Source organism: Pseudomonas sp. MDT1-85 (assembly GCF_054898065.1).
In genome coordinates, this window is record NZ_CM142715.1 from 634,180 (window position 1) to 661,179 (window position 27,000).

The 27,000-nt window shown below is 60.2% G+C and carries 19 protein-coding genes and 1 pseudogene; 17 read left to right on the top strand and 3 right to left on the bottom strand.

Going from position 1 to position 27,000, the window contains the following annotated elements; translation table 11 throughout:
- Positions 1–65 precede the first annotated feature (65 nt).
- From ACYZT2_RS02950 to ACYZT2_RS02970, 5 genes are all read left to right on the top strand, one after another.
- On the top strand, positions 66–2,516 hold the full coding sequence (locus ACYZT2_RS02950) for a glycogen/starch/alpha-glucan phosphorylase (RefSeq protein WP_461969983.1): 2,451 nt from the start codon (positions 66–68) through the stop codon (positions 2,514–2,516).
- A 171-nt stretch (positions 2,517–2,687) separates the two neighbouring features.
- Entirely contained in the window at positions 2,688–6,275 is a 3,588-nt protein-coding gene (locus tag ACYZT2_RS02955; protein WP_461969985.1) for a DUF2339 domain-containing protein, read from the top strand.
- A complete protein-coding gene (locus ACYZT2_RS02960; RefSeq protein ID WP_461969987.1) occupies positions 6,272–7,639 on the top strand; it encodes a DUF3999 domain-containing protein in 1,368 nt (455 codons plus the stop codon). Before ACYZT2_RS02955 ends, ACYZT2_RS02960 begins: the two co-directional genes overlap by 4 nt.
- 252 nt (positions 7,640–7,891) lie before the next feature.
- Entirely contained in the window at positions 7,892–8,902 is a 1,011-nt protein-coding gene (locus tag ACYZT2_RS02965) for a class 1 fructose-bisphosphatase (RefSeq protein ID WP_461969989.1), read from the top strand.
- A 3-nt stretch (positions 8,903–8,905) separates the two neighbouring features.
- A complete protein-coding gene (locus ACYZT2_RS02970; RefSeq protein ID WP_461969991.1) occupies positions 8,906–9,508 on the top strand; it encodes a DUF924 family protein in 603 nt (200 codons plus the stop codon).
- A gap of 115 nt (positions 9,509–9,623) precedes the next feature.
- Here the strand turns inward: ACYZT2_RS02970 and ACYZT2_RS02975 are convergent, their stop codons facing one another.
- Positions 9,624–10,388 (bottom strand): methyl-accepting chemotaxis protein, encoded by a 765-nt coding sequence (locus tag ACYZT2_RS02975; RefSeq protein WP_370694726.1) that lies wholly within the window; start codon positions 10,386–10,388, stop codon positions 9,624–9,626.
- 141 nt (positions 10,389–10,529) lie between these two features.
- Positions 10,530–11,516 (bottom strand): annotated as a pseudogene (locus ACYZT2_RS02980) (cache domain-containing protein); the annotation flags it as partial.
- A 281-nt stretch (positions 11,517–11,797) separates the two neighbouring features.
- Here ACYZT2_RS02980 and ACYZT2_RS02985 point away from each other — a divergent pair.
- Both ACYZT2_RS02985 and ACYZT2_RS02990 read left to right on the top strand, forming a co-directional pair.
- Positions 11,798–12,052: a hypothetical protein gene (locus ACYZT2_RS02985; RefSeq protein WP_461969993.1), complete on the top strand. Its 255-nt coding sequence runs from the start codon at positions 11,798–11,800 to the stop codon at positions 12,050–12,052.
- 33 nt (positions 12,053–12,085) lie between these two features.
- Positions 12,086–12,655: a lipocalin family protein gene (locus ACYZT2_RS02990; protein ID WP_461969995.1), complete on the top strand. Its 570-nt coding sequence runs from the start codon at positions 12,086–12,088 to the stop codon at positions 12,653–12,655.
- A 120-nt stretch (positions 12,656–12,775) separates the two neighbouring features.
- Here the strand turns inward: ACYZT2_RS02990 and ACYZT2_RS02995 are convergent, their stop codons facing one another.
- A complete protein-coding gene (locus ACYZT2_RS02995) occupies positions 12,776–14,140 on the bottom strand; it encodes a formimidoylglutamate deiminase (RefSeq protein WP_461969997.1) in 1,365 nt (454 codons plus the stop codon).
- Between the two features lie 200 nt (positions 14,141–14,340).
- On the opposite strand from ACYZT2_RS02995, the gene hutC reads away from it, so the two are divergent.
- The 10 genes from hutC to ACYZT2_RS03045 all read left to right on the top strand — a co-directional run bounded on the left by hutC (position 14,341) and on the right by ACYZT2_RS03045 (position 26,993).
- Complete coding sequence (gene hutC / locus ACYZT2_RS03000) at positions 14,341–15,009, top strand: histidine utilization repressor (RefSeq protein ID WP_461972975.1); 669 nt, start codon at positions 14,341–14,343, stop codon at positions 15,007–15,009.
- Between the two features lie 10 nt (positions 15,010–15,019).
- A complete protein-coding gene (locus ACYZT2_RS03005) occupies positions 15,020–15,589 on the top strand; it encodes a HutD/Ves family protein (RefSeq protein WP_461969999.1) in 570 nt (189 codons plus the stop codon).
- Between the two features lie 469 nt (positions 15,590–16,058).
- Complete coding sequence (hutU, locus tag ACYZT2_RS03010; protein WP_461970001.1) at positions 16,059–17,741, top strand: urocanate hydratase; 1,683 nt, start codon at positions 16,059–16,061, stop codon at positions 17,739–17,741.
- Between the two features lie 141 nt (positions 17,742–17,882).
- Positions 17,883–19,355 (top strand): purine-cytosine permease family protein, encoded by a 1,473-nt coding sequence (locus tag ACYZT2_RS03015; protein WP_461970003.1) that lies wholly within the window; start codon positions 17,883–17,885, stop codon positions 19,353–19,355.
- A gap of 68 nt (positions 19,356–19,423) precedes the next feature.
- On the top strand, positions 19,424–20,392 hold the full coding sequence (locus ACYZT2_RS03020) for an ABC transporter substrate-binding protein (RefSeq protein ID WP_461970005.1): 969 nt from the start codon (positions 19,424–19,426) through the stop codon (positions 20,390–20,392).
- 70 nt (positions 20,393–20,462) lie between these two features.
- Positions 20,463–21,314 (top strand): ABC transporter permease, encoded by an 852-nt coding sequence (locus ACYZT2_RS03025; protein WP_461970007.1) that lies wholly within the window; start codon positions 20,463–20,465, stop codon positions 21,312–21,314.
- Positions 21,311–22,162, top strand: coding sequence for a quaternary amine ABC transporter ATP-binding protein (locus tag ACYZT2_RS03030; protein ID WP_461970009.1), 852 nt, complete (start codon positions 21,311–21,313; stop codon positions 22,160–22,162). Before ACYZT2_RS03025 ends, ACYZT2_RS03030 begins: the two co-directional genes overlap by 4 nt.
- Before the next feature lie 140 nt (positions 22,163–22,302).
- Positions 22,303–23,826 carry a histidine ammonia-lyase gene (gene hutH / locus ACYZT2_RS03035; RefSeq protein WP_461970011.1) on the top strand — a complete coding sequence of 508 codons (1,524 nt, stop codon included), beginning with the start codon at positions 22,303–22,305 and terminating at the stop codon, positions 23,824–23,826.
- A 114-nt stretch (positions 23,827–23,940) separates the two neighbouring features.
- Positions 23,941–25,473 (top strand): histidine ammonia-lyase, encoded by a 1,533-nt coding sequence (gene hutH, locus ACYZT2_RS03040; protein ID WP_461970013.1) that lies wholly within the window; start codon positions 23,941–23,943, stop codon positions 25,471–25,473.
- A gap of 110 nt (positions 25,474–25,583) precedes the next feature.
- A complete protein-coding gene (locus tag ACYZT2_RS03045; RefSeq protein WP_461970015.1) occupies positions 25,584–26,993 on the top strand; it encodes an amino acid permease in 1,410 nt (469 codons plus the stop codon).
- Positions 26,994–27,000 lie beyond the last annotated feature (7 nt).

A 27,000-nucleotide genomic window follows, 5' to 3' on the forward strand; every position in this document is an offset into this window, starting at 1 on the left:
GAGTCTCAATGGTCTGTCAGACCGACTAGGCTCAGACAACTTCACGCTCGCTCGAGGTCTTATCGATGACTCAAGAACCACTTGTTCGCGAAGCAGAGGTGGCCGCATTCCGCGACGCCGTCTTGACCAAGCTTACCTACGCGGTGGGCAAAGACCCTGATCACGCCTTCGACCACGACTGGTTCGAAGCCATCGCCCTGGCGGCGCGCGATCACATGGTCGAGCACTGGATGGACCACACCCGGCAGATCTATCGTAAAGGCCAGAAACGGGTCTATTACCTCTCCCTTGAATTCCTTATCGGCCGCTTGCTCTACGACAGCCTGAGCAACCTCGGCCTGCTCGATGTGGCCCGCGAGGCCATGACCGAACTCGGCGTCGACATCGAACGCATCCGTCTGCTGGAGCCCGATGCGGCGCTGGGTAACGGCGGTCTCGGTCGTCTGGCCGCGTGCTTCATGGAAAGCATGTCGACCCTCGGAATCGCCGGCCACGGTTACGGCATTCGTTACGAGCACGGTTTGTTCCGCCAGGCCATCGTCGACGGCTGGCAGCAAGAGCAGACCGAACACTGGCTGGATTTCGGTAACCCGTGGGAGTTTGAACGGCCGGAGGTCGCCTATCCGATCGGCTTCGGCGGCAGTGTCGAAACCGTGACCGATGAAAATGGCAAATCCAGGCAAGTCTGGTCCCCGGCGGAAACCGTGCGGGCCATCGCTTATGACACCCCGGTGGTCGGTTGGCGCGGCGCGAGTGTCAACACGCTGCGACTGTGGCGTGCCCGGGCCATGGAAGATTTGCACCTGGAGCGCTTTAACGCTGGCGACCACTTGGGCGCGGTAGCCGAAGTGGCCCGGGCCGAAAGTATCTCCCGCGTGCTCTACCCGGCGGACAGCACCGATGCCGGCCAGGAACTGCGCCTGCGCCAGGAGTACTTCTTCGTTGCCGCGTCCCTGCAGGATTTGCTGCGCCGCCATCGCAACATGCACACCTCGGTGCTGACCCTGGGCGATCACGCGGCCATTCAACTCAACGACACTCATCCCTCGATCGCCGTGGCCGAGCTGATGCGTCAGTTGGTCGACGTTTATGACGTGGCGTGGGATGCGGCGTGGCAAGTCACCGTCGACACGCTTTCATACACCAACCACACGTTGTTACCGGAAGCGCTGGAAACCTGGCCGGTCGGTTTGATGGAGCGGATGCTGCCACGGCACATGCAGATCATTTATTTGATCAACGCCCAGCACATCGACTCATTGCGGGCCAAGGGCGTTCACGATTTCGACGTGTTGCGTGCGGTGTCGCTAATCGAGGAAGACAACGGTCGTCGCGTGCGCATGGGTAACCTGGCGTTCCTTGGCTCTCACAGCGTCAACGGCGTATCTGGCCTGCACACGCAACTGATGCGCAGCACCGTGTTTTCCGAGTTGCATAAACTTTATCCGGAGCGGATCAACAACAAGACCAACGGCATTACCTTCCGCCGCTGGCTCTATCAGGCCAACCCCGAGTTGACCTCGATGATGGTCGACGCCCTCGGCCCGGATCTGCTGGATAACCCCGAAGAAAGCCTGATAGGGCTGGAACCGTTCGCCGACAAACCTGCATTCCGTAAACAGTTCGCCGAGCAGCGGCTGCACAGTAAAAAAGCCCTGGCGTACCTGATTCATGAACGGCTGGGGATCGCGATCAACCCGGCGGCGATGTTCGACGTGCAGGTCAAGCGGATCCACGAATACAAACGTCAGTTGCTCAACCTGCTGCACACCGTCGCCCTGTACCAAGCGATTCGTGCCGAACCGGAAATCGACTGGGTACCGCGGGTGAAAATCTTCGCCGGCAAAGCGGCGGCCAGTTATCACCAGGCCAAGTTGATCATCAAGCTGACCAACGACATCGCTAGGGTGGTCAACAATGACCCGACCGTGCGTGGTTTGCTCAAAGTGGTGTTCTTGCCCAACTACAACGTCAGTCTGGCCGAAAGCATCATTCCGGCGGCGGACTTGTCGGAACAGATCTCCACTGCCGGCTTCGAAGCCTCAGGCACCAGCAACATGAAATTCGGCCTCAACGGCGCGCTGACCATCGGTACCCTGGACGGGGCCAACGTGGAGATGAGCGAGCGCATTGGTGTCGAACACATGTTCATCTTCGGCCTTAGCGCCGAGCAAGTGGAGGCGCGCAAACTCAACCATGAATTCAGCGCGGCACCGGACATTGCCGCCTCCCATCGACTCAACGATGTGCTGCAAGCGATTCGCGGCGGCGTGTTCTCACCGGACGATCCGTCCCGCTACACCACGCTGATCGATTCGCTGGTGGACTATGACCGCTTCCTGGTCTGCGCCGATTTCGACTCTTACTGGAACGCCCAGATGCGCGTCGAGGCTCATTGGCACGACTCCAAAGAGTGGTGGCGCTCGGCGGTATTGAGCAGCGCGCGGATGGGGTGGTTCTCGTCCGACCGGACCATTCGCGAGTACGCCACGGATATCTGGAAGGCGTTGGAGTAAGTCTTCGACCGGCTCGATATACTGGCGCGCCGGAAAAGATCGCAGCCTTCGGCAGCTCCTACAGAATCGCGTACTACCGCGCTTTTGTAGGAGCTGCCGAAGGCTGCGATCTTTTTGGAACTGGCTGCGCTAATCTTCCTGGATTGGCCAATGCGCTTAGGGATATCGACCATGCAATGGATGTTCATGCTGATTGGGCTGCTGCTGGGCTGGCTATTCGATGAGTCGTTCAGCGGTGCGCTGTTGGGCGCTTTGCTCGGGCTGGGTATTGGACAGGCCATTCGCATCGGCCGCTTGAGTACTCAAACCGCCGAGCAGCGACGCTTGCTCGATCAGGCGCAGGTTGCGCTGAATGCGGTCGAGCAGCGATTGGTATTGTTGGAAGTGTCGGGTGTCAAAACACCTGAAGCCAGTGAACCTGCGGCCAGCGAACCGGTTCCATCCCCTGAAATCATTCTTGAGCAAACGCCTGTCGCCTCCCCGGAGCTGATCTGGGAGCTGCCGCCTGAATTTGAACCCATCACGGCGGCCGCCACCGAAGCCAGTCGCCCGCCGTCCGCTGATGCGTGGAAACCCGAACCGGTTGCCCGTGAACCCCAACAACCGGCGGCGCCGCGTGGCCCGAACTTCATCGAGCGCGCCATCAGCGGCGCGCGCAACTGGTTGTTCGGCGGCAATACCGTGCTGCGTGTCGGCGTGGTGCTGTTGTTCCTCGGCCTGGCCTTCCTGTTGCGCTACGCCACCGAAGGCATGGTGGTGCCGGTCGAGTTGCGTTACGCCGGTGTCGCGGCGGCGGCCTTGGGCTTGCTCGCGCTGGGCTGGTTGCTGCGTCTGCGCAACAGCAATTACGCGCTGATGCTGCAAGGCACCGGGATTGCAGTGTTGTACCTGACAGTATTTGCCGCGATGCGCCTGCATCCATTGCTCGACCCTACGGCGGCGCTGGGGCTGCTGGTGGTGGTAACAGTGTTCTCGGCGATTCTCGCCATTACCCAAAACGCTCTGGGCCTGGCGGCTGCCGCCGCACTGGGTGGTTTCGCCGCGCCGATCCTGACCTCCACCGGCGCCGGCAACCATGTCGCGCTGTTCAGCTACTTCGCCTTGCTCAATGCCGGCATTCTCGCCATCGCGTGGTTCAAGGCCTGGCGGTTGCTCAACCTGATCGGTTTTGTCGGCACCTTCGGCATTGGATTGGCTTGGGGCCTACGTTCCTATACGCCAGAACTGCTGTGGAGTACCGAGCCGTTCCTGATTCTGTTTTTCCTGATGTACCTGGCCATCGGCCTGTTGTTCGCTCGGCGCAAGTTGCTGGAAATGAGCGATGCACCCGAGGACGACAGCCGCGATGCACTGCTGCACTGGTCGGCGCGCAAGGGTGATTACGTCGACGGTACGATGCTGTTCGCGCCTCCGCTGGTGGGCTTCGGCTTGCAGTTCGCGCTGGTGGAGCATCTGGAATTTGCCGCGGCTTTCAGCGCCTTGGCACTGGGCATGATTTACATGGGGTTGGCCCGGTTGCTGATGGGTGGACGTGCGCTGTTGTTGGCGGAAACCTGTTTGGCGCTCGGGGTGATTTTCGCCAGCCTGGCGATTCCCTTGGGGCTCGACGCGCGTTGGACCGCAGCCGCCTGGGCGGTGGAAGGCGCGGGGATTTTCTGGCTCGGCCTGCGTCAACAACGACCGCTGGCACGAGCCTTTGCCTTGCTGCTGCAACTGGGCTCGGCACTGGCCTTCCTCTGCGAGCTGCGGATCGGCAAGAACAGCCTGCTCGATGGCGCGCCGCTGGGGGCGTTGATGCTCGGTGTGGCGCTGCTGTTCAGCTTCTACCAATTACGCAAAGCGTTGCCTGAACAAGCCTCAAAGTGGGAACGTCAAGGGCTGCCGGTATTGGCCTGCCTGGGGCTGACGTTCCTTTATCTGCTGGCGCCGCTGTTCTTCTTCACTCACGGAACGGCGATCAGTTGGGCGCTGGCTGGGTTGGCGACGCTGTTCGTTGGCCTGCGCCTGCAATCGCGGACGTTCCTGTTCACCGCCTTCGCTGTGCAACTGCTCGGCGGTGCATTGTTCCTGTTGCGGCTGCAAGGGGCGGGTGGTGAGTCTGCCGCGGTGTTCAGCGCCGGCTGGAGCGGTTTGCTCAGCGCGTCCCTGATCGGGCTGGCGTTGATCGCCGGCATGTTGCTGGCGGCCCGCGACGACATGGTGCGCAGCGACGTGCGTTTGCTGCGCGGTTTGTCAGTGGTGTTGCTGGCCGGTCTGGTGCTGATCAACCTCGCGGTGTTGTTCGTGTTGCCATGGCAAACCGCGAGCGCGGTATGGGCCGCCAGTGGTTTGTTCATCATCTGGCTGAGCCTGTACCTGAAGCAGCGCGTGAGTTTTGTCTTTGGTCTGTTGTTGCAGGTGATCGGCGGCGCTGCGTTCCTGTTCGCCGGGCCAGACCTGCTCGGCCCGCTGCTAAGCGAAGGGTTACGGCCGCTGGCGCATAGCGGTTTCTGGACACCGCTGGTGCTGGGGCTGGCCGCATTCGTCGGGGCCTGGCGTCTGCAGCTTGGCAACCATGCTTCGGCCTTCGATGGGCTGAGTCTGCAACGCATGTCCGAAGTGTTGCTGGTGTGGGGCGCGGGTTGGTGGGCGCTGGCATGGGTCAGCGAAGTACTGCGCTTTGCGCCGTTGAATCTGCAAGCCACCTTGTTGCTGGCCGTTGCCGCCGTGAGTGTCGCGCTGTGGGCTATGTTGGCGCTGCGCCTGAAGTGGTCGTCGCTGGGCTTGCTCTGCACGTTGCTGATTCCCGCCGCCGGTTTGGTGTTGCTCGCTGCCTGGCATTCGCGTTATCACCCGGCCGCCAACTTCGGCTGGCTGGTCTGGACCGCGGTATTCGTCGTGCATTTCATCTCACTGCGACGCTTGGCGGCGATGCTGCCCGCCAACGCCCTGAGCACCGCCCATGTACTCGGCTGCTGGCTGTTGATCGGCGTGTTGGCCCTGGAACTGCGTTACGGTTTGCTGCTGTTGTCGGAGCAGTACAACGCCTGGCGCTGGCTGGGCTGGGCGATTCTGCCGAGCCTGTATCTGGTGCTGATGGCTGCACCGCGTGCGTGGCCATGGCCGGTGTCAGCTTATCCCCGCGAGTACCGGCTCTATGCCGCTGCGCCGTTGGCGTTGTTGATGCTCGGCTGGTTCTGGCTGGCGAACATCGCCAGTGACGGCACCGCCGAGCCATTGCCGTATGTGCCGCTGATCAACCCGCTGGAATTGGGTCTGTTGTTCGCCCTGTTCGGCGTTTATGTCTGGTCTCGCAGCGCGGTCACGCAACTGGCGATTCGCAAGGAGTACGCCGATAACGCCACGCAAGTGATTGCCGGTGTTTCGCTGTTCGTCTTTTTCACTGCGCTGGTGATGCGCGCGGCTCACCATTGGGGTGGCGTGCCGTACGCGCTGGACCTGCTGCTTGGGTCGATGTTGGTGCAGGCTGGCCTGTCCATCGTCTGGACCCTGATGGCCCTGAGTCTGATGATCGGTGGGCATCTGCGTCATCGCCGCGAAGTCTGGCTGATCGGCGCGGCGCTGATAGGGCTGGTGGTCGCCAAGTTGTTCTTCGTTGAATTGAGTAACCGCGGCGGGCTCGCGCGGATCGTGTCGTTTATCGGCGTTGGCGTGTTGCTGTTGGTGGTGGGCTATTTCGCTCCATTGCCGCCCAAGCGTGCCGAGGCTGTGCCGGATATTGAAAAACCGGCCCCTGAAACCGAAGGAGTGTCGTCTTGAGTCAGAAACTGAACCTTGGCTGGTGGGGGGCTGTGGTGCTGGGCGTGACGCTATCGGCCGGCGCGCAGGAAAAACCGGCGGACTTTGCCACACAGGTACCGTTGTCGGTGAGTGGCGAGGGCCCGTGGTATCGCCTGGAATTACCCTTGGGCGTGCAACTGAAAGCGCGGCAAACCGATCTCAGCGATCTACGCGTGTTCAACGCCGCCGGTGAGCCTCAGGCTTATGCTCTGGCCCGAGAACCCGCGCAGACCCGCGAAAACCGCACGCTGAACGACGTGAAGTGGTTCCCTTTGTACAACTCGGCGGATGCCACCGAACGCGCGCCGAGTGTGCGCGTGCAATCGAACACCAACGGCACGTTGATCGAAGTGCAGCCGTCCAGCCAGTTGGAGGCAGGCGAAGAAGAGCTGCGCGGCTGGTTACTCGATGCCAGTCGCATCAAGGCGCCGTTACAGCAATTGATCCTCGATTGGACCAGCGATCGCGACGGTTTCCAGCGTTTCAGCATTGAAGGCAGCGATGATTTGCAGCATTGGCAATCGTGGGGCGAAGGACAGGTGGCGCGCCTGACGTTTGCCGACGAGCGGGTCGAGCAACATGAAGTCGGCCTGCCGGGGCAATCGGCGCGCTACTTGCGCTTGCTGTGGAGTTCACCGCAAGCGGCCCCAGTGCTGACTTCGGCGCAACTGGAAAGCACCAACCCTCGCACCTTGCCGCTGCCGTTGGTCTGGTCGCAACCGTTGGCTGGCACCAGCGTGAAGGCCGGTGAGTACATCTGGCAATTGCCGATGGGGTTGAACGTCCAGCGCTTGCAGATCGAACTGAATCAGCCCAACAGCCTCGCCCCAGTGACATTGTCGGGTCGCCGGGAAACCAGCCTGCCGTGGCAAACGCTGACCAGCGGTTTGCTCTACCGCTTGACCCAGAATGGCCAAGACGTGGTGCAGAACGAATTGCAGCTGCCGGGCCAGACCGTGCAGCAATTGAAGCTGACGGTGGATGAGCGCGGGGGTGGCCTGGGCGCCGAAGCGCCGACCGTCCGATTTGCCGTGCGCTCCACGCAACTGGTGTTCCTGGCGCGCGGCGCCGGGCCTTATACGCTGGCGCTGGGGAGTGCGACGGTGAAGGCCGCGAGCTTGCCATTGTCGACGCTGATCCCGGATTACAGCGCGGCGAAGCTGGCGGCGTTGGGCAAGGCGACGGTGGAGGGTGGGGGCGTGGTGACTCCGGCGGCGACCGTGCAAACGGTGGCGGACACGAACTGGAAGAAATTCGGGTTGTGGGCGGTGCTGTTACTCAGTGTGCTGTTTTTGGGGGCCATGGCGTTCAGCTTGCTGCGCAAGCCACCAATCAAACCCTGAAGGTGGTGCTTTGCACCCCAATCGCGAGCAGGCTCGCTCCCACAGGGGATTGCGATCAGTGTGGGAGCGAGCCGGCTCCGGGCGGCGATCCGACGATAGCGGTTTATCGGTCGGTAAAAATGCCCATTTCCAACTACGCTCAACCCCGCACATGAACTCTATTGGCTGCATCACGTCTGATAGGAGGAAATGCGCCCCGACTCGCGTTAAACTGCGCGGGTTTTTAGCCCCCCCATTCCACCGGAGCCTTCCATGTCCCGCGTTACCTTGAGTCGCTATTTGATTGAGCAGACCCGCAGCAACAACACTCCTGCCGATCTGCGCTTCCTGATCGAAGTGGTGGCGCGTGCCTGCAAGGAGATCAACCACGCCGTGTCCAAAGGCGCCCTGGGTGGCGTTCTGGGCAGCATGGGCACTGAAAACGTCCAGGGCGAAGTGCAGAAGAAGCTCGATGTGATCTCCAACGAGATCCTGCTCGAAGCCAACGAATGGGGCGGCCACCTGGCCGGCATGGCGTCCGAGGAAATGGACAATGCCTACCAGATCCCGGGCAAATACCCGAAAGGCGCGTACCTGCTGGTATTCGACCCGCTGGACGGTTCATCGAACATCGACATCAACGCCCCGGTCGGCACCATCTTCTCGGTACTTCGTTGCCCGAACGAATACCTGAGCCAGAACGAGCCCTTGAATGAAAAGGCTTTCCTGCAGCCAGGTACCCAGCAAGTGGCCGCCGGCTACGCGATCTACGGTCCGCAGACCATGCTGATCCTGACCCTGGGCGACGGCGTGAAAGGCTTCACCCTGGACCGTGAAATGGGCAGCTTCGTCCTGACCCATGAAGACATCACCATTCCTGAAGCCACCCAGGAATTCGCCATCAACGCGTCCAACCAGCGTCACTGGGAAGCTCCGGTACAACGCTACGTCGGCGAATTACTGGCAGGCGAAGAAGGCCCGCTGAAAAAGAACTACAACATGCGTTGGGTCGCCGCGATGGTGGCCGACGTGCACCGCATCCTGACCCGCGGCGGTCTGTTCATGTACCCACGCGACAGCCGCGAGCCGTCGAAGCCGGGCAAACTGCGCCTGATGTACGAAGCCAACCCGATGTCGTTCCTGGTTGAACAAGCGGGTGGCGCATCCACTGACGGCCACCAGCGCATCCTCGACATCCAGCCCGAAGGCCTGCACCAGCGTGTTGCGGTGTTCCTCGGTTCGAAAGAAGAAGTTGCCCGCGTCACGGCTTACCACAAGGAATAAACCATGACCGCGCCCTGGCAGCCGTTGCTCGAATGGTGGTTCGGATCTTTCGAATCACCCAACGAAATAGCGGCTGACAAGGGCAAGTTATGGTTCGGCAAGCGCGACAGCCAGGACCTCGAAGCGTGCGAGCGTTTCGGGGACCAGGTCGAGCAGGCACTGGCTGGCGGATTGACTGAATGGGTGCAACACCCTGAAGGTTGGCTGGCCCTGGTGCTGCTGCTCGATCAACTTCCGCGAATGATCTTTCGCGATACCCCCAAATCCTTTTCAGGCGACCTCAGGGCTCAGGCACTGGTAGCGCAAGGCATTGCTGCGGATTTCGATCGGCAACTGCGACCGATCCAGCGGGTGTTTATCTATCTGGTATTCGAGCACTGCGAAAATCCGGCAGTGCAGAACGAAGCGGTTTCGCGGTTTCTTGATCTGGTTGAACAGCAACCGGAGGCGGATCGGGCGGTGTTTGCCGACAACCTGGATTATGCCGAGCGGCATCAGAAGATCATTGCGCGATTTGGACGGTTTCCCCATCGCAATGCGGTGCTGGGGCGCGAATCTACGGCTGAGGAAATTGAGTTTCTTTCAGGGCCTGGATCCCGGTTCTAGCTTTGCATTGCCACTGATACCGCCATCGCGAGCAGGCTCGCTCCCACATGGATCTTTGCCGCACTGGAGATCCACTGTGGGAGCGGGCTTGCTCGCGAAGAGGCCCGCAAAAGCACTAGATCCGGAAACTGCCCACCAACTGCTTCAACCGCGCTGCCTGCTGCTCAAGATCAGCACACGCACGCAACGTCGACTGCAAGTTCTCCACCCCTTCCTGGTTCAGCGTGTTGATCTCGGTGATGTCGACGTTGATCGACTCGACCACGGCCGTCTGTTCTTCGGTCGCCGTCGCCACGGACTGGTTCATCCCGTCGATCTCACCGATGCGCTGCGTCACGCTGCCCAGGCGTTCGCCGGCCTGGTTGGCGATGCCGACGCTGCTTTCGCTCTGGCGCTGGCTGTCGGTCATGGTGCTGACCGCTTCCCGGGCGCCGACTTGCAGTTCTTCGATCATCTTCTGCACTTGCTGCGCCGAGTCCTGAGTGCGGTGGGCGAGGTTGCGTACCTCATCCGCGACCACGGCAAAACCACGGCCGGCTTCACCGGCACGGGCTGCTTCGATGGCGGCGTTGAGCGCCAGCAGGTTGGTTTGCTGCGAAATGCTGGTGATCACTTCCAGAATCTGGCCGATGTTCACCGTGTTGCTGTTCAGGGTTTCGATGTTGCCGCACGAATCGCTGATTTTTGCCGACAGCTGCTGCATCGCGGCGATGGTTTTATCCACCACTTGCTGACCGTCTTCGGCCAAGGCACGGGCGTCGCTCGAATGCTGCGAGGCGAGGGCGGCGTTCTGGGCGATTTCCTGAGCGGCGGCGCCGAGTTCGTTGATCGCCGCAGCCACGCTGCTGGTGCGTGAGGCTTGCTGATCGGAGTTGAACATCGAAGAGTTCGATGCAGCCACTACGCGCAGGGCCACTTCGTTGACTTGGCCAGTGGCCGAGGACACTTCACGGATCGAGGTATGAATACGTTCCACGAAACGGTTGAACGAGGTGCCCAATGCACCGAATTCGTCCTGGCCGTGAATGGTCAGACGCTTGGTCAGGTCACCTTCACCCTCGGCGATGTCATGCATGGCGCGGCCCATGGTGAGCAGCGGTTGCATCAACACGCGGATCAACATGCTCAGCAGCGCGATGATGATCACCACGGCAATGATCATGGCGATGATCGCCGAGGTGCGGAATTCGCTGAGCATCGAGAACGCGGTGTCTTTATCCAGCACCAGCGCCACGTACCAGTCTGCAGACGGTACACCGTTGACGTGAGTGAAGGAGATGAACTGGGTTTTGCCATCCAGTTCGACTTCCTTCAAGCCCGGGCTGATTTTCGGCGCGCCGTTGGGGTAGGCGTCGGCCAGGTTCTTGAGCACCAGTTTGCTGTCCGGATGGATCAGGATCTTGCCGTCGGCGCTGACGATAAATGCATGGCCATGACCGCCAAAATTCAGCGAGTTGATGATCGCGCTGACGCTGGACAGATCAATGTCTGCACCGGCGACGCCAATCATCTGGTTCTGGTGCTTCACTGGCGTGGCAACGGTGATCACCAGTTTGCCCGACGATGCCGCAAGGTAGGGTTCAGTGACGATGGTCTGTTGCGCATTGTTGGCCGCCTTGTACCAGCCCCGAGCGCGCGGGTCGTAGTCTGCGGCGCGATTGCCGGCCGGGACCGAGAACATCACACCATCGGTGCCGCCGAAGTAGCTCAGCTGGAAGTTGCTGGTGTAGGCCGGCAGGTCGATGGCGCGCTTGAGGTTGGCCTGGGCGCTGCCGTCCACGGTGATTTGCTGGGACAGCGATTGCAGCAACTGGATGCGGCTTTCCAGCCAGGTCTGGATGTTGCTGGTGGTCAGGCTGCCGAGTTCCTGCATCGAGGACTCGGTACTGCTGAGCAAGGTCTGCCGCTGGCGGTAATCGTTGAACAGGATGAAACAGGCGAATGCAACGGCCACCACGAGAGCGGCTGCCAACAGGATTTTGTGGCTGAACTTCATGTTTCTGGTCATTAAATGAGCTACCGCGAAGGGGCTGGTCAACAAGGGGTGTCAATTTGCCACAGTGGAAGGCTTTGCGCTGCCTCTATGTCGACTGGCCGGCGCCAAAGATTAGACGACTTCTGCGAAAACCGACGAAATACTCAGCGGCGCGAAAAAGTGGCTGATTTATCGTCAAAAGGCTGACGGGCGATCAAACAAATAGCCGGATGCTCAGGGAACCAGACAGGGGTTTTCTCTTCTAAGCTTCAGCTTGGCAGCCATGCCATTCCCTTCGCCCCAGGAGTTACGCCATGTCGCTGCGTTCTATCGCTTTGCTCTCGTTCTGCGTGTTGTTGGCAGCGTGCGGCAAGATCAATCAGGAAAATTACTCGAAGCTGTCGACCGGCATGCCCAAGGGCGAGGTTGAAACCTTGCTGGGCAAACCGACCGATTGCTCGGGCGCGCTCGGCATGTCCAGTTGCACTTGGGGCGACCAAAACAGCTTTATCAGCGTGCAGTATGCCGGTGACAAAGTGCTGATGTTTTCTGGCCAAGGCTTGAAGTAAACCGGGGCTGTTCGCCCACGGGAGAAAAAAATAATGAAGCGGTTACTGATCGTTCTTTTTGCCGGCCTGGTACTGGCCGGCTGCGCCACTTCTGGCGTTGATCCGTTGGCACCCAAGACCGTCAACACGGTCAACCTCAAGCGTTACCAGGGAACCTGGTACGAGTTGGCGCGTCTGCCGATGTATTTCCAGCGCAACTGCGCGCAATCCGAGGCCCATTACACCCTCAAGCCTGACGGTGACATGGCGGTACTGAACCGCTGCCTGACGTCGGACTGGCAATGGGAAGAGGCCAAAGGCACGGCTTATCCACAGGTGCCCGGCAAGGCCGACAAGCTGTGGGTCGAGTTCGATACCTGGTTCTCGCGACTGATCCCGGGTGTGGCGAAGGGAGAGTACTGGGTGTTGTACGTCAGCGATGATTACAAGACCGCGATTGTCGGCGACCCGAGACGCCGTCATCTTTGGTTGCTATCACGCACCCCGACAGTCAATGGTGTAGTGCGAGAAGAGCTGCTGAGCAAGGCGCGTCAGCAGGGTTATGACACGACGCGGCTGATCTGGCGCACGTCGGATACCAAGATGGCGAAGACTTCGAATTAACAGTCGCCGTAGATCAAAAACTGTGGGAGCGAGCCTGCTCGCGATAGCGGAATGTCAGTCAACACTTCTGTTGAATTGGACGGCCCTATCGCGAGCAGGCTCGCTCCCACTTTTTTTGCGTCAGCCCAAGAGGTCGCGCAGAACCTGGGTAAAGGCGCGGTTGCTTTCTTCTTCCCCGGCATGCCGCCCATCACGCACCACCCACTGGCCGTTGACCAGCACATCGCGCACCTGACGATCACCACCGGCAAACAACCAGCGATTGAGAATCCCGTCGCCACTGGCCGTCGCCAGGTACGGATCGTTGCCATCGAGCACCAACCAATCCGCACGCTTGCCGACTTCCAGGGCGCCAATCGGTTGCCCCAGCGCCTGGGCGCCACCCTCCAGCGCGGCGTCGTACAGTGTGCGGCCGACCATCGGCTGATCCGCGCCATACAAACGATTACGCCGCTGATCGCGCAGCCTCTGGCCGTATTCCAGCCAGCGCAATTCTTCCACCACGCTTAACGAGACATGGCTGTCGGAACCGATGCCCATGCGCCCGCCCTGGGCCAGGAAGTCCACCGCCGGAAAAATCCCGTCGCCGAGATTGGCTTCGGTGGTCAGGCACAGGCCGGCGATGGCGCGACTCTTGGCCATGAGCGTGACTTCTTCCGGGTTGGCGTGAGTCGCGTGGACCAGGCACCAGCGCTGATCGACCTCAGTGTTTTCGTACAGCCATTGCAGCGGACGACGACCGCTCCAGCTCAGGCAGTCATCGACTTCCTTCTGCTGTTCGGCAATATGAATATGTACCGGACACTGCTTGTCGCTGGCCGCCAGCACTTCACTGATCTGCTGCGGGGTGACCGCGCGCAACGAGTGGAAACACAAACCCAGGGCCTGGGCCGGTTGCTGTGCCAGAATCGGCTGCAAGCGCGCCTGAAGTTTCAGGTAGTTTTCGGTGCTGTTGATAAAGCGGCGCTGACCTTCGTTCGGGGCCTGGCCGCCGAAACCGGAGTGGCTGTAGAGCACTGGCAGCAGGGTCAAACCGATACCGGCGGCGCTGGCCGCCTGGCTGATGCGCAGCGCCAGTTCGGCCGGGTCTGCGTACGGTTGGCCGCTCGCGTCGTGGTGTACGTAATGAAATTCCGCGACCGAGGTGTAACCGGCCTTGAGCATTTCGATGTACAGCTGACGGGCGATGACACCGAGTTGGTCCGGGCTGATTTTTCCGACGAGCCGGTACATCAGATCGCGCCAGGTCCAGAAACTGTCATTCGGATTACCCGCCACTTCCGCCAACCCGGCCATGGCTCTCTGGAAGGCATGGGAGTGCAAATTCGGCATTCCCGACAGTAGCGGACCGCTCAGCCGTTCGGCGTCATCTGCGTGAGAATCGGCCTGGATATGGGTCAGTACGCCATCGGCACTGACCTCAAGACGTACATTGTTGGCCCATCCACTAGGCAGCAGCGCGCGTTCGGCAAAGAAGGCGGACATGGTTCAGCACCCCATCGTGTGTTATTTGTATATACATATACAGACGTTTGCCTGCTCGGTAAACTCCGGCAAGCTAGCAACCTCTAATAGATGAACAAGGATTAACCGTGCCGACTCCCTCTGCCACATTGCCGCCGAATGCCAATCTGAGCGCCAATCTGGGCGACAGTCCGGCGCCCTTGTACGCCCGCGTCAAACAGATGATCACCCAGCAGATCGACAGTGGAAACTGGCCGCCGCACTACCGCGTTCCGTCGGAAAGCGAGTTGGTCAGCCAGCTGGGTTTCAGCCGCATGACCATCAACCGCGCCCTGCGCGAGATGACCGCCGACGGTCTGCTGGTGCGCATGCAGGGTGTCGGCACGTTCGTCGCCGAGCCGAAAAGTCAGTCTGCCTTGTTTGAAGTGCACAACATCGCCGACGAGATCGCCTCCCGTGGCCATAGCCACACCTGTAAGGTGATCACCCTCGAAGAAGAGGCCGCCGGTTCCGAGCGGGCCGTGGCCCTGGACATGCGCGAAGGCCAGAGGGTTTTCCATTCGCTGATCGTGCATTTCGAAAACGATATTCCGGTGCAAATCGAAGACCGTTTCGTCAATGCGCTGGTGGCGCCGGACTATCTCAAGCAAGACTTCACCCTGCAAACGCCCTACGCCTATCTGAATCAGGTCGCGCCGTTGACCGAAGGCGAGCATGTGGTCGAAGCGATTCTCGCCGAACCGTCTGAATGCAAATTGCTGCAGATTGAAAAGGGCGAGCCCTGCCTGCTGATTCGTCGCCGCACCTGGTCCGGCCGTCAGCCCGTGACCGCCGCCCGTTTGATCCACCCCGGTTCCCGTCATCGTCTGGAAGGACGGTTCCATAAATAAAGAGCCCTGAATGAGCCAGTTGAAAGTTTTACGCGCGGCCGATTACCCGCGCATGCCGTGGAAAAACGGCGGCGGCAGCACCGAAGAAATCACCCGTGATGGAGGTGCTGGCCTTGAGGGTTTCGGCTGGCGTCTGTCGATCGCCGACATCGGCGAGTCGGGCGGGTTTTCCATCTTTGCCGGCTATGAGCGGGTGATCACCGTGCTGCAAGGCGAGGGCATGACCTTGCGTGTCGATGGTCAGGACACGCCGCCGTTGTTACCGCTGGACCCGTTTGCTTTCAGTGGTGAGAGTCATGTGTCCTGCACATTGCTCGGCGGACCGATTCGCGACTTCAACCTGATTTATGCGCCGGACCGTTACCGCGCGCGGTTGCAGTGGCTGGAGGGCGAGCAGCGGTTTTTCAGCTCTGCCGGCACGGTGTTGGTGTTCAGCGTGGCTGAACAGCTTGAAGTGACGGTGGGTAACAGCGCCTCTCAGCTAGGGCGCCATGATTGTCTGCAGCTGGACGGTAACGTTGGTCTGCTGGATGTCTCTATCAAGGGTCAGTGCTGTGTGATTGAGCTGATCGCACGCTGATCGAAAATCCTCAAAAGATCGCAGCCTTCGGCAGCTCCTACGAGTTCGATTCTCATCCGCAATATTTGTGGTGAACGCGATCACTGTAGGAGCTGCCGAAGGCTGCGATCTTTTGCTTTTAAGCGTTCCCCATTGCGCACCAACTTGTTACCGAACGCCCCAGCGTGGCGCAAAACCACGCTCAAGTAACAGCCATCGTCCTCGCGCAAAATCCCCCAAAAAAATTTCATCTTCCTCAAGGCCCTTGATCTACAGCCTTTCCAGCCCTTTCAAAACTTTTCTTGAGCACCCATCCAGCAAGTTGGCCGCTTGATTGCATATGCTTGTATGTACAAGTAAAGACGTATGCGTATGAGTCGTTCGAGACTCCTCGCAGCGTCCACTGATTCGCTTGTGGCGCTTTGTCGCGCACAGGCTGGCTTGCCCACCGCCAGGGTTGGTTTGAATTGATCGCTGAGGAGTCTTTTTCGTGACTGACAATAAGCCCACTAAGTACCGCAATGTCGAAATCCGTGCTGCCCGCGGTAACAAGCTGACCGCCAAGAGCTGGCTGACTGAAGCGCCGCTGCGCATGCTGATGAACAACCTCGACCCGGAAGTCGCCGAGAACCCTAAAGAACTGGTGGTTTACGGTGGTATCGGTCGTGCGGCGCGTAACTGGGAATGCTACGACAAGATCGTCGAAAGCCTGACCAACCTGAACGACGACGAGACCCTGCTGGTGCAATCCGGCAAGCCGGTCGGCGTGTTCAAGACCCACAGCAACGCCCCGCGCGTGCTGATCGCCAACTCCAACCTGGTGCCGCACTGGGCGAGCTGGGAACACTTCAATGAACTCGACGCCAAAGGCCTGGCCATGTACGGCCAGATGACCGCCGGCAGCTGGATCTACATCGGCAGCCAGGGCATCGTCCAGGGCACCTACGAAACCTTCGTCGAAGCCGGTCGCCAACACTACAACGATGACCTGAAAGGTCGTTGGGTCCTGACCGCAGGCCTCGGCGGCATGGGCGGCGCGCAACCATTGGCCGCAACCCTGGCCGGCGCTTGCTCGCTGAACATCGAATGCCAGCAGGTCAGCATCGATTTCCGCCTGAACAGCCGCTATGTCGATGAGCAAGCCACCGACCTCGACGACGCGCTGGCCCGCATCGCCAAATACACCAAAGAAGGCAAAGCGATTTCCATCGCTCTGCTGGGCAACGCGGCTGAAATCCTGCCGGAACTGGTCAAGCGCGGCGTGCGCCCAGACATGGTCACCGACCAGACCAGCGCCCACGACCCGCTCAACGGTTACCTGCCAGCCGGCTGGACCTGGGAAGAATACCGCGCTCGCGCCAAGACCGAGCCTGCTGTCGTGGTCAAAGCCGCCAAGCAGTCCATGGCCGTGCACGTTAAAGCGATGCTCGAATTCCAGAAAATGGGTATTCCGACCTTCGACTACGGCAACAACATCCGTCAGATGGCGCAAGAAGAAGGCGTTGAAAACGCGTTCGACTTCCCTGGCTTCGTACCGGCTTACATCCGTCCGCTGTTCTGTCGCGGCATCGGCCCATTCCGTTGGGCTGCGCTGTCGGGCGACCCGCAGGACATCTACAAGACCGACGCCAAGGTCAAAGAACTGATCCCGGACGACGCCCACCTGCACAACTGGCTGGACATGGCCCGTGAGCGCATCAGCTTCCAGGGTCTGCCGGCACGTATCTGCTGGGTTGGCCTGGGCCTGCGCGCCAAGCTCGGTCTGGCCTTCAACGAAATGGTTCGCAGCGGTGAATTGTCCGCGCCAATCGTGATCGGTCGCGACCACCTGGACTCCGGTTCGGTAGCCAGCCCGAACCGCGAAACCGAATCCATGCAAGACGGTTCCGATGCCGTGTCCGACTGGCCACTGCTCAACGCTTTACTCAATACCGCGAGCGGCGCGACCTGGGTTTCCCTGCACCACGGCGGCGGCGTCGGCATGGGCTTCTCCCAGCATTCGGGCATGGTGATTGTCTGCGACGGTACTGACGAAGCGGCCGAGCGTATCGCTCGCGTGCTGCACAACGACCCGGCTACCGGTGTCATGCGTCACGCCGATGCCGGTTACCAGATCGCAATCGACTGTGCCAAGGAGCAGGGCCTGAACCTGCCGATGATTACCGGCAAATAAAACAGGCTTTGGCCTGATGCAAAACCTGTAGGAGCGAGGCTTGCCCGCGAACCGCGGTGTGTCAGAAAAGACGCCTTCGCGGGCAAGCCTCGCTCCTACAGGAGCAACCAACACCGACAAACAATCCACAGAGGTTGAACAATGGCTGTTAATGACGATCGTGCAGGCAGTAAACCGTTGATCGAGAAACGTTCGATCGACTACATCCCGGAAGCGGAGAGACACGGTCGTCTGTTGAGCCAGTTTACCCTGTGGATGGGGGCCAACCTGCAAATCACCGCGATTGTCACCGGGGCCCTGGCCGTGGTGCTGGGCGGTGACGTGTTCTGGTCGTTGATTGGTCTGTTGATCGGTCAACTGCTCGGCGGTGGCGTGATGGCGCTGCATGCCGCGCAAGGCCCCAAGCTTGGCCTGCCGCAGATGATCTCCAGCCGGGTACAGTTCGGCGTGTACGGCGCGGCCATCCCGATCGTGCTGGTGTGCCTGATGTACTTGGGCTTCACCGCAACGGGCACCGTGCTTTCCGGCCAGGCGCTGGGCCAGTTGTTTGGCGTCAGCGACAGCGTCGGTATCCTTATCTTCGCCAGCGTCATCGTGCTGGTCACGGTGCTCGGTTATCGGGTGATCCATTTCATCGGCCGTGTCGCCAGTATCATTGGCGTGATTGCCTTCGTTTACCTGTTCAGTCGCCTGATGAGCCAGACTGACGTTGGCGCACTCCTGCAAATTCGCCACTTCAGCTGGAGCAGCTTCCTGCTCGCGGTATCGCTCGCCGCGTCCTGGCAGATCGCCTTCGGCCCCTACGTGGCTGACTACTCACGCTACCTGCCGAGCAGCACGTCCTCGGTGAAAACCTTTTTCGCCGCCGGCGCCGGTTCGGTTATCGGCGCACAGGTGGCGATGATCCTCGGTGTGTTTGCCGCCGCCATGGCCAACGGGCAATTCGCCGGCCACGAAGTGGCTTACATCGTTGGTTTGAGCGGCAGTGGTGCCACTGCTGCGCTGCTGTACTTCAGCATCGCGTTCGGCAAGGTCACCATCTCCACGCTGAATTCCTACGGCAGCTTCATGTGCATTGCGACCGTCATCAGCGGTTTGCGTGGTGACCTGCGGGTAACGCACTTGCAGCGCCTGGTTTTCGTGCTGGTCATCGTCGGCACTGCGACCCTGATTGCCTTGCTCGGTCAGCACTCGTTCCTCGGTGCGTTCAAGTCCTTCATCCTGTTTTTGCTGGCTTTTTTCACGCCATGGAGCGCGATCAACCTGGTGGACTACTACTGCATCACTCGCGAGCGCTATGACGTGCCGGCGCTGGCCGATCCGAACGGTCGCTACGGCCGTTGGAACCCCCTCGGTATCAGCGTCTATGTTTTCGGTGTGCTGGTGCAACTGCCGTTCATTTCCACCAAGTTCTATACCGGTCCGCTGGTGGCTGCCCTCGGTGATGTGGATATTTCCTGGATCATCGGTCTGGTGCTTCCCGCAGCCCTGTATTACGTGTGCGCGAAAAAATGGCACAGCGCGGTACCCGATCACCTGATTCTGCCAGTCGAGCAGGACAGCGATGCAGCACCTATAACAAGCGGGGCCGGTCGCGCTGCGGCGCAGGCCTGATTGGACGTGGACAGGGCTGGATGCCTCTTGACTGCCGTAAGCCAATTCATGATTAGGAGCGTCACACAATGAAATCGAACAAGACCCTGCTGACCACATTGCTTTCCATGGGCCTGCTGGCCAGCGCCAGCGCCACTCAGGCGGCGGGTTGGTGCGAGTCAGGCAAACCGGTGAAATTTGCCGGCCTGAACTGGGAAAGCGGCATGCTGCTGACCGACGTGATGCAAATCGTGTTGGAGAAGGGCTACGACTGCAAGACCGACAGCTTGCCGGGCAACTCCATCACCATGGAAAACGCCCTGAGCAGTAACGATATTCAGATCTTCGCCGAAGAGTGGGTTGGTCGTAGCGAAGTCTGGAACAAGGCCGAGAAGGCCGGCAAAGTTGTCGGTGTCGGCGCGCCTGTCGTGGGTGCTGTCGAAGGCTGGTACGTGCCGCGTTACGTGATCGAAGGCGACGCCAAGCGCAAGCTGGAGCCTAAAGCTCCGGACCTGAAAGCGATCGCCGATCTGGGCAAATACGCTGCAGTGTTCAAGGATCAGGAAGAGCCATCCAAGGGCCGTTTCTACAACTGCCCGGCCGGTTGGACCTGTGAGCTGGACAATAGCGAAATGCTCAAAACCTATGGTCTGGAAAGCACCTACACCAACTTCCGCCCAGGCACCGGCCCGGCGCTGGATGCGGCGGTGCTGTCGAGCTACAAGCGTGGCGAGCCGATCCTGTTCTACTACTGGTCGCCAACCCCGCTGATGGGCCAGGTCGACCTGGTCAAGCTCGAAGAGAAACCAGGCGTGGACAAGAGCGTAACCATCAAGGTCGGCCTGTCCAAGACCTTCCACGAGCAAGCCCCGGAACTGGTGGCTGTGCTGGAAAAGGTCAACCTGCCAATCGACCTGCTGAATCAGAACCTCGGGCGCATGGCCAAAGAGCGGATCGAATCGCCAAAACTGGCCAAGATCTTCTTGAAGGAACATCCTGAAGTCTGGCACGCATGGGTGAGCGAAGACGCAGCCAAAAAGATCGACGCGGCCTTGTAGGTCGAGCCTCTCCGACTGCCCTGAGCGGCATTCGGATGCTTGATCGCAACCCCTTGATTGAGAGCCTCTTATGTTTCCCGAAAGCTTTACCTTTTCCACCGCCGACTGGGTCAACAGTTGGGTCGATTCACTGGTCACCAACTACGGCGATGTGTTCCGCAGCATCTCCGACACCCTGTTGTGGGCCATCGTCAACCTTGAAGGCCTGCTGCGTGCGGCACCCTGGTGGTTGATGCTCGCCATCGTCGCGGGCGTTGCCTGGCACGCGACCCGCAAGGTCGTGACCACTGCCGTGATTGTCGGCTTGTTGTTCCTGGTGGGGGCGGTCGGCCTCTGGGACAAACTGATGCAAACCCTGGCGCTGATGATGGTGGCGACCATCATTTCGGTGATGATCGGCATTCCGCTGGGTATTCTTTCGGCGCGCAGCAATCGCCTGCGTTCGATATTGATGCCGTTGCTGGACATCATGCAGACCATGCCGAGTTTCGTGTACCTGATCCCGGTGCTGATGCTGTTCGGCCTGGGCAAGGTCCCGGCGATTTTCGCCACCGTGATCTACGCCGCACCACCGCTGATCCGCCTGACTGATCTGGGTATTCGCCAGGTCGACGGCGAAGTGATGGAAGCGATCAACGCCTTCGGTGCCAATCGCTGGCAGCAACTGTTTGGCGTGCAACTGCCGCTGGCCCTGCCGAGCATCATGGCCGGGATCAACCAGACCACCATGATGGCCCTGTCGATGGTAGTGATTGCCTCGATGATCGGTGCCCGTGGCTTGGGTGAAGATGTGTTGGTGGGGATTCAGACCCTCAACGTCGGACGTGGGCTTGAGGCCGGTCTGGCGATCGTGATTCTGGCGGTGGTCATCGACCGCATTACTCAGGCGTATGGTCGGCCACGGCATGAGGTGAGCAAATGAGCAGCGAAGCCATTAGCAAGAGCAAAGAAGCCATCAGCAAGATCGAAGTCAAAAACGTCTTCAAGATTTTCGGCAGCCGTTCAAAGGATGCGCTGGGCATGATTGGCCAGGGCAAAACCAAAGACCAGGTGCTGGCCGAAACCGGCTGCGTGGTCGGCGTGAACGACCTGTCGCTGAGCATCGGCACCGGCGAAATATTCGTGATCATGGGCCTGTCGGGTTCCGGCAAGTCGACCCTGGTGCGCCACTTCAATCGCCTGATCGACCCCACCAGCGGCGCGATCCTGGTGGACGGCGTGGACATCCTGCAATACGACATGGAAGCCCTGCGCGAATTTCGCCGGCACAAGATCAGCATGGTGTTCCAGAGCTTCGGCCTGCTGCCGCACAAGACTGTGCTGGATAACGTCGCCTACGGGCTGAAAGTGCGTGGCGAGAGCAAGCAAATGTGTGCCGAGCGCGCGCTGCACTGGATCAACACTGTGGGCCTCAAGGGCTACGAAAACAAATACCCGCATCAGCTGTCCGGCGGTATGCGCCAGCGTGTGGGCCTGGCTCGCGCCTTGGCGGCGGACACCGACATCATCCTGATGGACGAAGCCTTCAGTGCCCTCGATCCGCTGATTCGCGCCGAGATGCAGGACCAGTTGCTGGAACTGCAAAAGACCCTGCACAAGACCATCGTCTTTATCACCCACGACCTCGACGAGGCCGTGCGCATCGGCAACCGTATTGCGATTCTCAAGGATGGCCGCCTGATTCAGGTGGGTACGCCACGAGAGATCCTGCATTCGCCGGCGGATGAGTATGTCGACCGGTTCGTTCAGCGTCGGGCTGCGGTAGTTTGAGAGATTGCGGTGACGTTGCCGGCCTCATCGCGAGCAGGCTCGCTCCCACAGGGGTACGCATTCCAATGTGGGAGCGAGCCTGCTCGCGATAGCGTCGGTAAAGCTGCATCAATATTCAAGTTGTACGCACGAGGTCAATGATGTCCCAGGCTGAAAAAATCGTTATCGCCGACGCCCCGTTGCGTTGGCAGGATGTGGTTGCCGTAGCCCGTCATGGCGCACAGCTTGAGCTGTCACCACAGACCTGGGCGCGGATCGAAAATGCCCAGGCGATCGTCCAGCGCATCGTCGCCAGCGGCGAGCGCGCCTATGGCGTTAACACCGGCCTCGGCGCGCTGTGCAATGTCTCGCTCAAAGACGAACAGCTCAGCCAATTGTCGCGCAACACCCTGCTCAGTCACGCCTGTGGCGTTGGCGCGCCACTGGCCGATGAACAGACCCGCGCAATCATCTGCGCCGCTATTCGCAACTACAGCCACGGCAAATCCGGCATTCATCGCCGGGTGGTCGAAGCGCTGTTGGCGCTGCTCAATCGCGGCATCACCCCGCAAGTGCCGTCCCAGGGTTCGGTGGGTTACCTGACCCACATGGCCCACATCAGCATCGCGCTGTTGGGTGTCGGTAATGTCAGCTATCGCGGGCAGATCGTTTCCGCGCAGCAGGCCCTGGCCGAAGAAGGTCTGCAACCGGTTCAGCTGGGCGCCAAAGATGGCCTGTGCCTGGTCAACGGCACGCCGTGCATGTCCGGCCTCAGCTGCCTGGCACTCGCCGACGCCACGCGTCTGGTGCAATGGGCCGACGTGATCGGTGCCATGAGCTTCGAAGCGCAGCGCGGTCAAATTGCTGCATTCGATGCCGAGATCATCGCGCTCAAGCCGCATCCAGGCATGCAGCAAGTCGGCATCAACCTGCGGGCACTGCTTGATGGCAGTGAAGTGATCGCCAGCAGCAAAGGCATTCGTACTCAGGATGCGCTGAGCATCCGCTCGATTCCGCAAGTTCACGGCGCCGCTCGCGATCAGCTTGAGCACGCGAAAAAGCAGATCGAAACCGAACTCAACTCTGTCACCGACAACCCGATGCTGCTGGGCACGCCGGACAACTTCCGAGTGGTGTCCCAGGCCAATCCGCACGGTCAGTCAGTGGCATTGGCGGCGGATTTGCTGGCGATTGCCATGGCCGAAATCGGCTCCATCGCCGAGCGTCGGCTGGACCGCTTGATCAACCCGCACGTCAGCGGTCTGCCGGCGTTTCTGGTGGCCAATCCCGGGGTGAATTCCGGGATGATGATCGTCCAGTACGTTGCCGCGTCCCTGTGTGCGGAAAACCGTCAACTGGCGCAACCGGCGGTGCTCGACAACTACGTCACCTCGGGCCTGCAGGAAGATCACCTGAGCATGGGCACCAACGCGGCGCTGAAGCTGCATCGCGCGCTGGAAAACTGCACGCAGATCCTCGCTATTGAATATTTGCTGGCAGCCCAGGCGTTTGAATTCCTCAAAGAGCAACGCTTTGGCGCTGGCACCGATGCCGCGTGGCGTCTGCTGCGTGAGCGAGTCCCGGTCTACGACCAGGATCGCTGGCTGGCACCGGACATTGCTGCCGCTGCCAGTGTGTTGAAAGACCCGATTTTGCTGCACAAGGCTTTACCGAATCTGAACTGATTTCCACAACACCAGCGTGCCAAGGCGCAGCCCCCCAAAGACGGGAAGCGACGGACAACGGACATCTCCGGAGCGTCTGGTGAGTTAACAACAAACTCTCAAAAGGAGCACAAAATGACTGCGCTTAACCTGATTCCCGGCCAACTGAGCCTTGCCCAACTGCGTGATGTCTATCAGCAACCAGTCAACATCACCCTCGACGAAAGCGCTTCGGCGCAAATCGAGGCCAGCGTTGCCTGCGTGGAACAGATCCTCGCCGAGAACCGCACTGCTTATGGCATCAACACCGGTTTCGGCCTGCTGGCTTCGACCCGTATCGCCAGCGAAGACCTGGAAAACCTCCAGCGCTCGCTGGTGCTGTCCCACGCCGCCGGTGTTGGCGAGCCGATCAGCGACGCCTTGGTGCGGCTGGTCATGGTGCTCAAGGTCAACAGCCTGAGCCGTGGTTTTTCCGGCATTCGCCGCGTGGTGATCGATGCACTGATCGCGCTGATCAACGCCGAGGTTTACCCGCACATTCCACTGAAAGGTTCGGTGGGTGCATCCGGTGACCTGGCGCCTCTGGCCCATATGTCCCTGGTGCTGCTGGGCGAAGGTAAAGCTCGCTACAAAGGCGAGTGGATGGAAGCAATCGAAGCGCTGAAAGTCGCCGGTCTGACCCCGTTGACCCTGGCTGCCAAAGAAGGTCTGGCGCTGCTCAATGGCACTCAGGTTTCTACCGCTTATGCATTGCGCGGTTTGTTCGAAGGCGAAGACCTGTTTGCTGGCGCCCTAGCCATTGGTGGCATGACTGTTGAGGCGGTGCTGGGCTCGCGCTCGCCATTCGACGCACGCATTCATGCAGCACGTGGTCAGAAAGGCCAGATCGACGCCGCTGCCGCTTACCGCGACCTGTTGGGTGAGCGCAGCGAAGTGTCCGACTCGCACCAGAACTGCGACAAGGTCCAGGACCCGTACTCCCTGCGCTGCCAGCCGCAAGTCATGGGCGCCTGCCTGACCCAGTTCCGTCAGGCCGCCGAAGTGCTCGCCATCGAAGCCAACGCCGTTTCGGACAACCCGTTGGTATTCGCCGCAGAAGGCGACGTGATCTCCGGCGGTAACTTCCACGCCGAACCGGTCGCCATGGCCGCCGACAACATGGCGTTGGCCATCGCCGAAATTGGCTCCCTGAGCGAACGCCGTATCTCGCTGATGATGGACAAGCACATGTCGCAACTGCCGCCGTTCCTGGTGGCCAATGGCGGCGTGAACTCCGGCTTCATGATTGCCCAGGTGACCGCTGCGGCATTGGCCAGCGAGAACAAGGCGCTGTCCCATCCGCACTCGGTGGACAGTTTGCCGACGTCGGCAAACCAGGAAGACCACGTGTCCATGGCTCCGGCGGCGGGCAAGCGTCTGTGGGAAATGGCGGAAAACACGCGCGGGGTTCTGGCGGTGGAATGGCTGGCGGCGGCTCAGGGCCTCGACCTGCGTGAAGGTCTGAAAACCTCGGTCAAACTGGAAAAGGTCCGAGCGATTTTGCGGGCTGAAGTGCCGTTTTATGAGAAGGACCGGTTCTTTGCTCCTGATATCAACGCAGCGAGCGAGTTGTTGGCGACCCGTTGCCTGAGCGAACTGGTCTCGGCGAAGTTGCTGCCGAGCCTGTAATGGCCTCATCGCGAGCAGGCTCGCTCCCACATGGGATTGCGTAAACCCTGTGGGAGCGAGCCTGCTCGCGATTCGATTTTGCGTCGGATAAGAATAATTAAGGACGAGAAATGCAACAGCCAACAAAAGGTTTGAAACGCGGGCTCTCTGCCCGACATATTCGCTTCATGGCGCTGGGGTCGGCAATCGGCACCGGGCTGTTTTACGGTTCTGCCTCGGCCATTCAAATGGCCGGGCCCGCGGTCCTGCTCGCTTACCTGATCGGTGGCGCGGCGGTTTTCATGGTCATGCGCGCCCTCGGCGAGATGGCGGTGCACAACCCGGTGGCCGGTTCTTTCGGCCACTACGCCAGCACCTACCTGGGGCCGATGGCGGGCTTCATCCTCGGTTGGACCTACGCGTTTGAAATGGTCATCGTCGGCATGGCCGACGTCACCGCGTTCGGTATTTACATGGGCTTCTGGTTTCCGGAAGTCGCCCGCTGGATCTGGGTACTGGGCATCGTTTCGGTGGTCGGCGGCTTGAACCTGTGCAATGTCAAAGTCTTCGGTGAAATGGAGTTCTGGCTGTCGCTGCTCAAGGTCGCTGCCATCGTCGCGATGATCCTGGGTGGCTTCGGCATCATGCTGTTCGGCATCAGCACCGCGCCCGGCGCCCAGGCGACCGACATCAGCAATCTCTGGAGCCATGGCGGCTTCATGCCCAATGGCGTGGGCGGCCTGATCGCTTCGTTTGCGGTGGTGATGTTTGCGTTTGGCGGCATTGAAATCATCGGCGTAACGGCCGGTGAAGCCAAAGACCCGCAGCGCGTGCTGCCCAGGGCGATCAATGCCGTACCGTTGCGTATCCTGCTGTTCTACGTGCTGACGATGTTCGTACTGATGTCGATCTTTCCATGGCAGCAGATCGGCAGCCAAGGCAGTCCATTCGTGCAGATTTTCGACAACCTGGGGATCAGCTCGGCGGCGACCATTCTCAATATCGTGGTGATCTCGGCGGCGGTGTCGGCGATCAATAGTGACATCTTCGGCGCGGGCCGCATGATGTACGGTCTGGCCCAGCAAGGGCATGCGCCCAAGGGCTTCGCCCGCTTGTCGCGCAATGGCGTGCCATGGATGACTGTGGTGGTGATGAGTGCCGCGCTGCTGCTGGGCGTGCTGCTGAACTACCTGATTCCGGAAAACGTATTTCTGTTGATCGCCTCTATCGCGACCTTTGCGACGGTGTGGGTCTGGTTGATGATTCTGTTCACCCAAGTGGCCATGCGTCGTTCCATGAGCGCGGAGCAGGTCGCCCAACTGAAATTCCCGGTGCCGTTCTGGCCCTATGCGCCAATGGCGGCGATTGCCTTCATGCTGTTCATCTTTGGCGTGCTGGGCTATTTCCCGGACACCCAGGCGGCTGTGATCGTCGGCGTGGTCTGGATTGTATTGCTGGTGCTGGCCTACCTGACGTGGGTGAAACCGGCGGCAGGCAAGGCAGTACCGGTGGAGCGGGAACCTTCTTTTACTCATCGATAACCTAACG

What these genes read in the sequence shown, in the direction of transcription:
- hutH (WP_461970011.1), top strand. Translation starts at nt 22,303, where the DNA reads ATGTCCCAGGCTGAAAAAATCGTTATCGCCGACGCCCCGTTGCGTTGG.
- ACYZT2_RS02950 (WP_461969983.1), top strand. Translation starts at nt 66, where the DNA reads ATGACTCAAGAACCACTTGTTCGCGAAGCAGAGGTGGCCGCATTCCGC.
- ACYZT2_RS02970 (WP_461969991.1), top strand. Translation starts at nt 8,906, where the DNA reads ATGACCGCGCCCTGGCAGCCGTTGCTCGAATGGTGGTTCGGATCTTTC.
- ACYZT2_RS03015 (WP_461970003.1), top strand. Translation starts at nt 17,883, where the DNA reads ATGGCTGTTAATGACGATCGTGCAGGCAGTAAACCGTTGATCGAGAAA.
- ACYZT2_RS03020 (WP_461970005.1), top strand. Translation starts at nt 19,424, where the DNA reads ATGAAATCGAACAAGACCCTGCTGACCACATTGCTTTCCATGGGCCTG.
- ACYZT2_RS02965 (WP_461969989.1), top strand. Translation starts at nt 7,892, where the DNA reads ATGTCCCGCGTTACCTTGAGTCGCTATTTGATTGAGCAGACCCGCAGC.
- ACYZT2_RS03030 (WP_461970009.1), top strand. Translation starts at nt 21,311, where the DNA reads ATGAGCAGCGAAGCCATTAGCAAGAGCAAAGAAGCCATCAGCAAGATC.
- hutH (WP_461970013.1), top strand. Translation starts at nt 23,941, where the DNA reads ATGACTGCGCTTAACCTGATTCCCGGCCAACTGAGCCTTGCCCAACTG.
- ACYZT2_RS03005 (WP_461969999.1), top strand. Translation starts at nt 15,020, where the DNA reads ATGAGCCAGTTGAAAGTTTTACGCGCGGCCGATTACCCGCGCATGCCG.
- ACYZT2_RS02995 (WP_461969997.1), bottom strand. Translation starts at nt 14,140, where the DNA reads ATGTCCGCCTTCTTTGCCGAACGCGCGCTGCTGCCTAGTGGATGGGCC.
- ACYZT2_RS02955 (WP_461969985.1), top strand. Translation starts at nt 2,688, where the DNA reads ATGCAATGGATGTTCATGCTGATTGGGCTGCTGCTGGGCTGGCTATTC.
- hutC (WP_461972975.1), top strand. Translation starts at nt 14,341, where the DNA reads ATGATCACCCAGCAGATCGACAGTGGAAACTGGCCGCCGCACTACCGC.
- ACYZT2_RS03045 (WP_461970015.1), top strand. Translation starts at nt 25,584, where the DNA reads ATGCAACAGCCAACAAAAGGTTTGAAACGCGGGCTCTCTGCCCGACAT.
- ACYZT2_RS02990 (WP_461969995.1), top strand. Translation starts at nt 12,086, where the DNA reads ATGAAGCGGTTACTGATCGTTCTTTTTGCCGGCCTGGTACTGGCCGGC.
- ACYZT2_RS02975 (WP_370694726.1), bottom strand. Translation starts at nt 10,388, where the DNA reads ATGTTCAACTCCGATCAGCAAGCCTCACGCACCAGCAGCGTGGCTGCG.
- ACYZT2_RS02985 (WP_461969993.1), top strand. Translation starts at nt 11,798, where the DNA reads ATGTCGCTGCGTTCTATCGCTTTGCTCTCGTTCTGCGTGTTGTTGGCA.
- ACYZT2_RS03025 (WP_461970007.1), top strand. Translation starts at nt 20,463, where the DNA reads ATGTTTCCCGAAAGCTTTACCTTTTCCACCGCCGACTGGGTCAACAGT.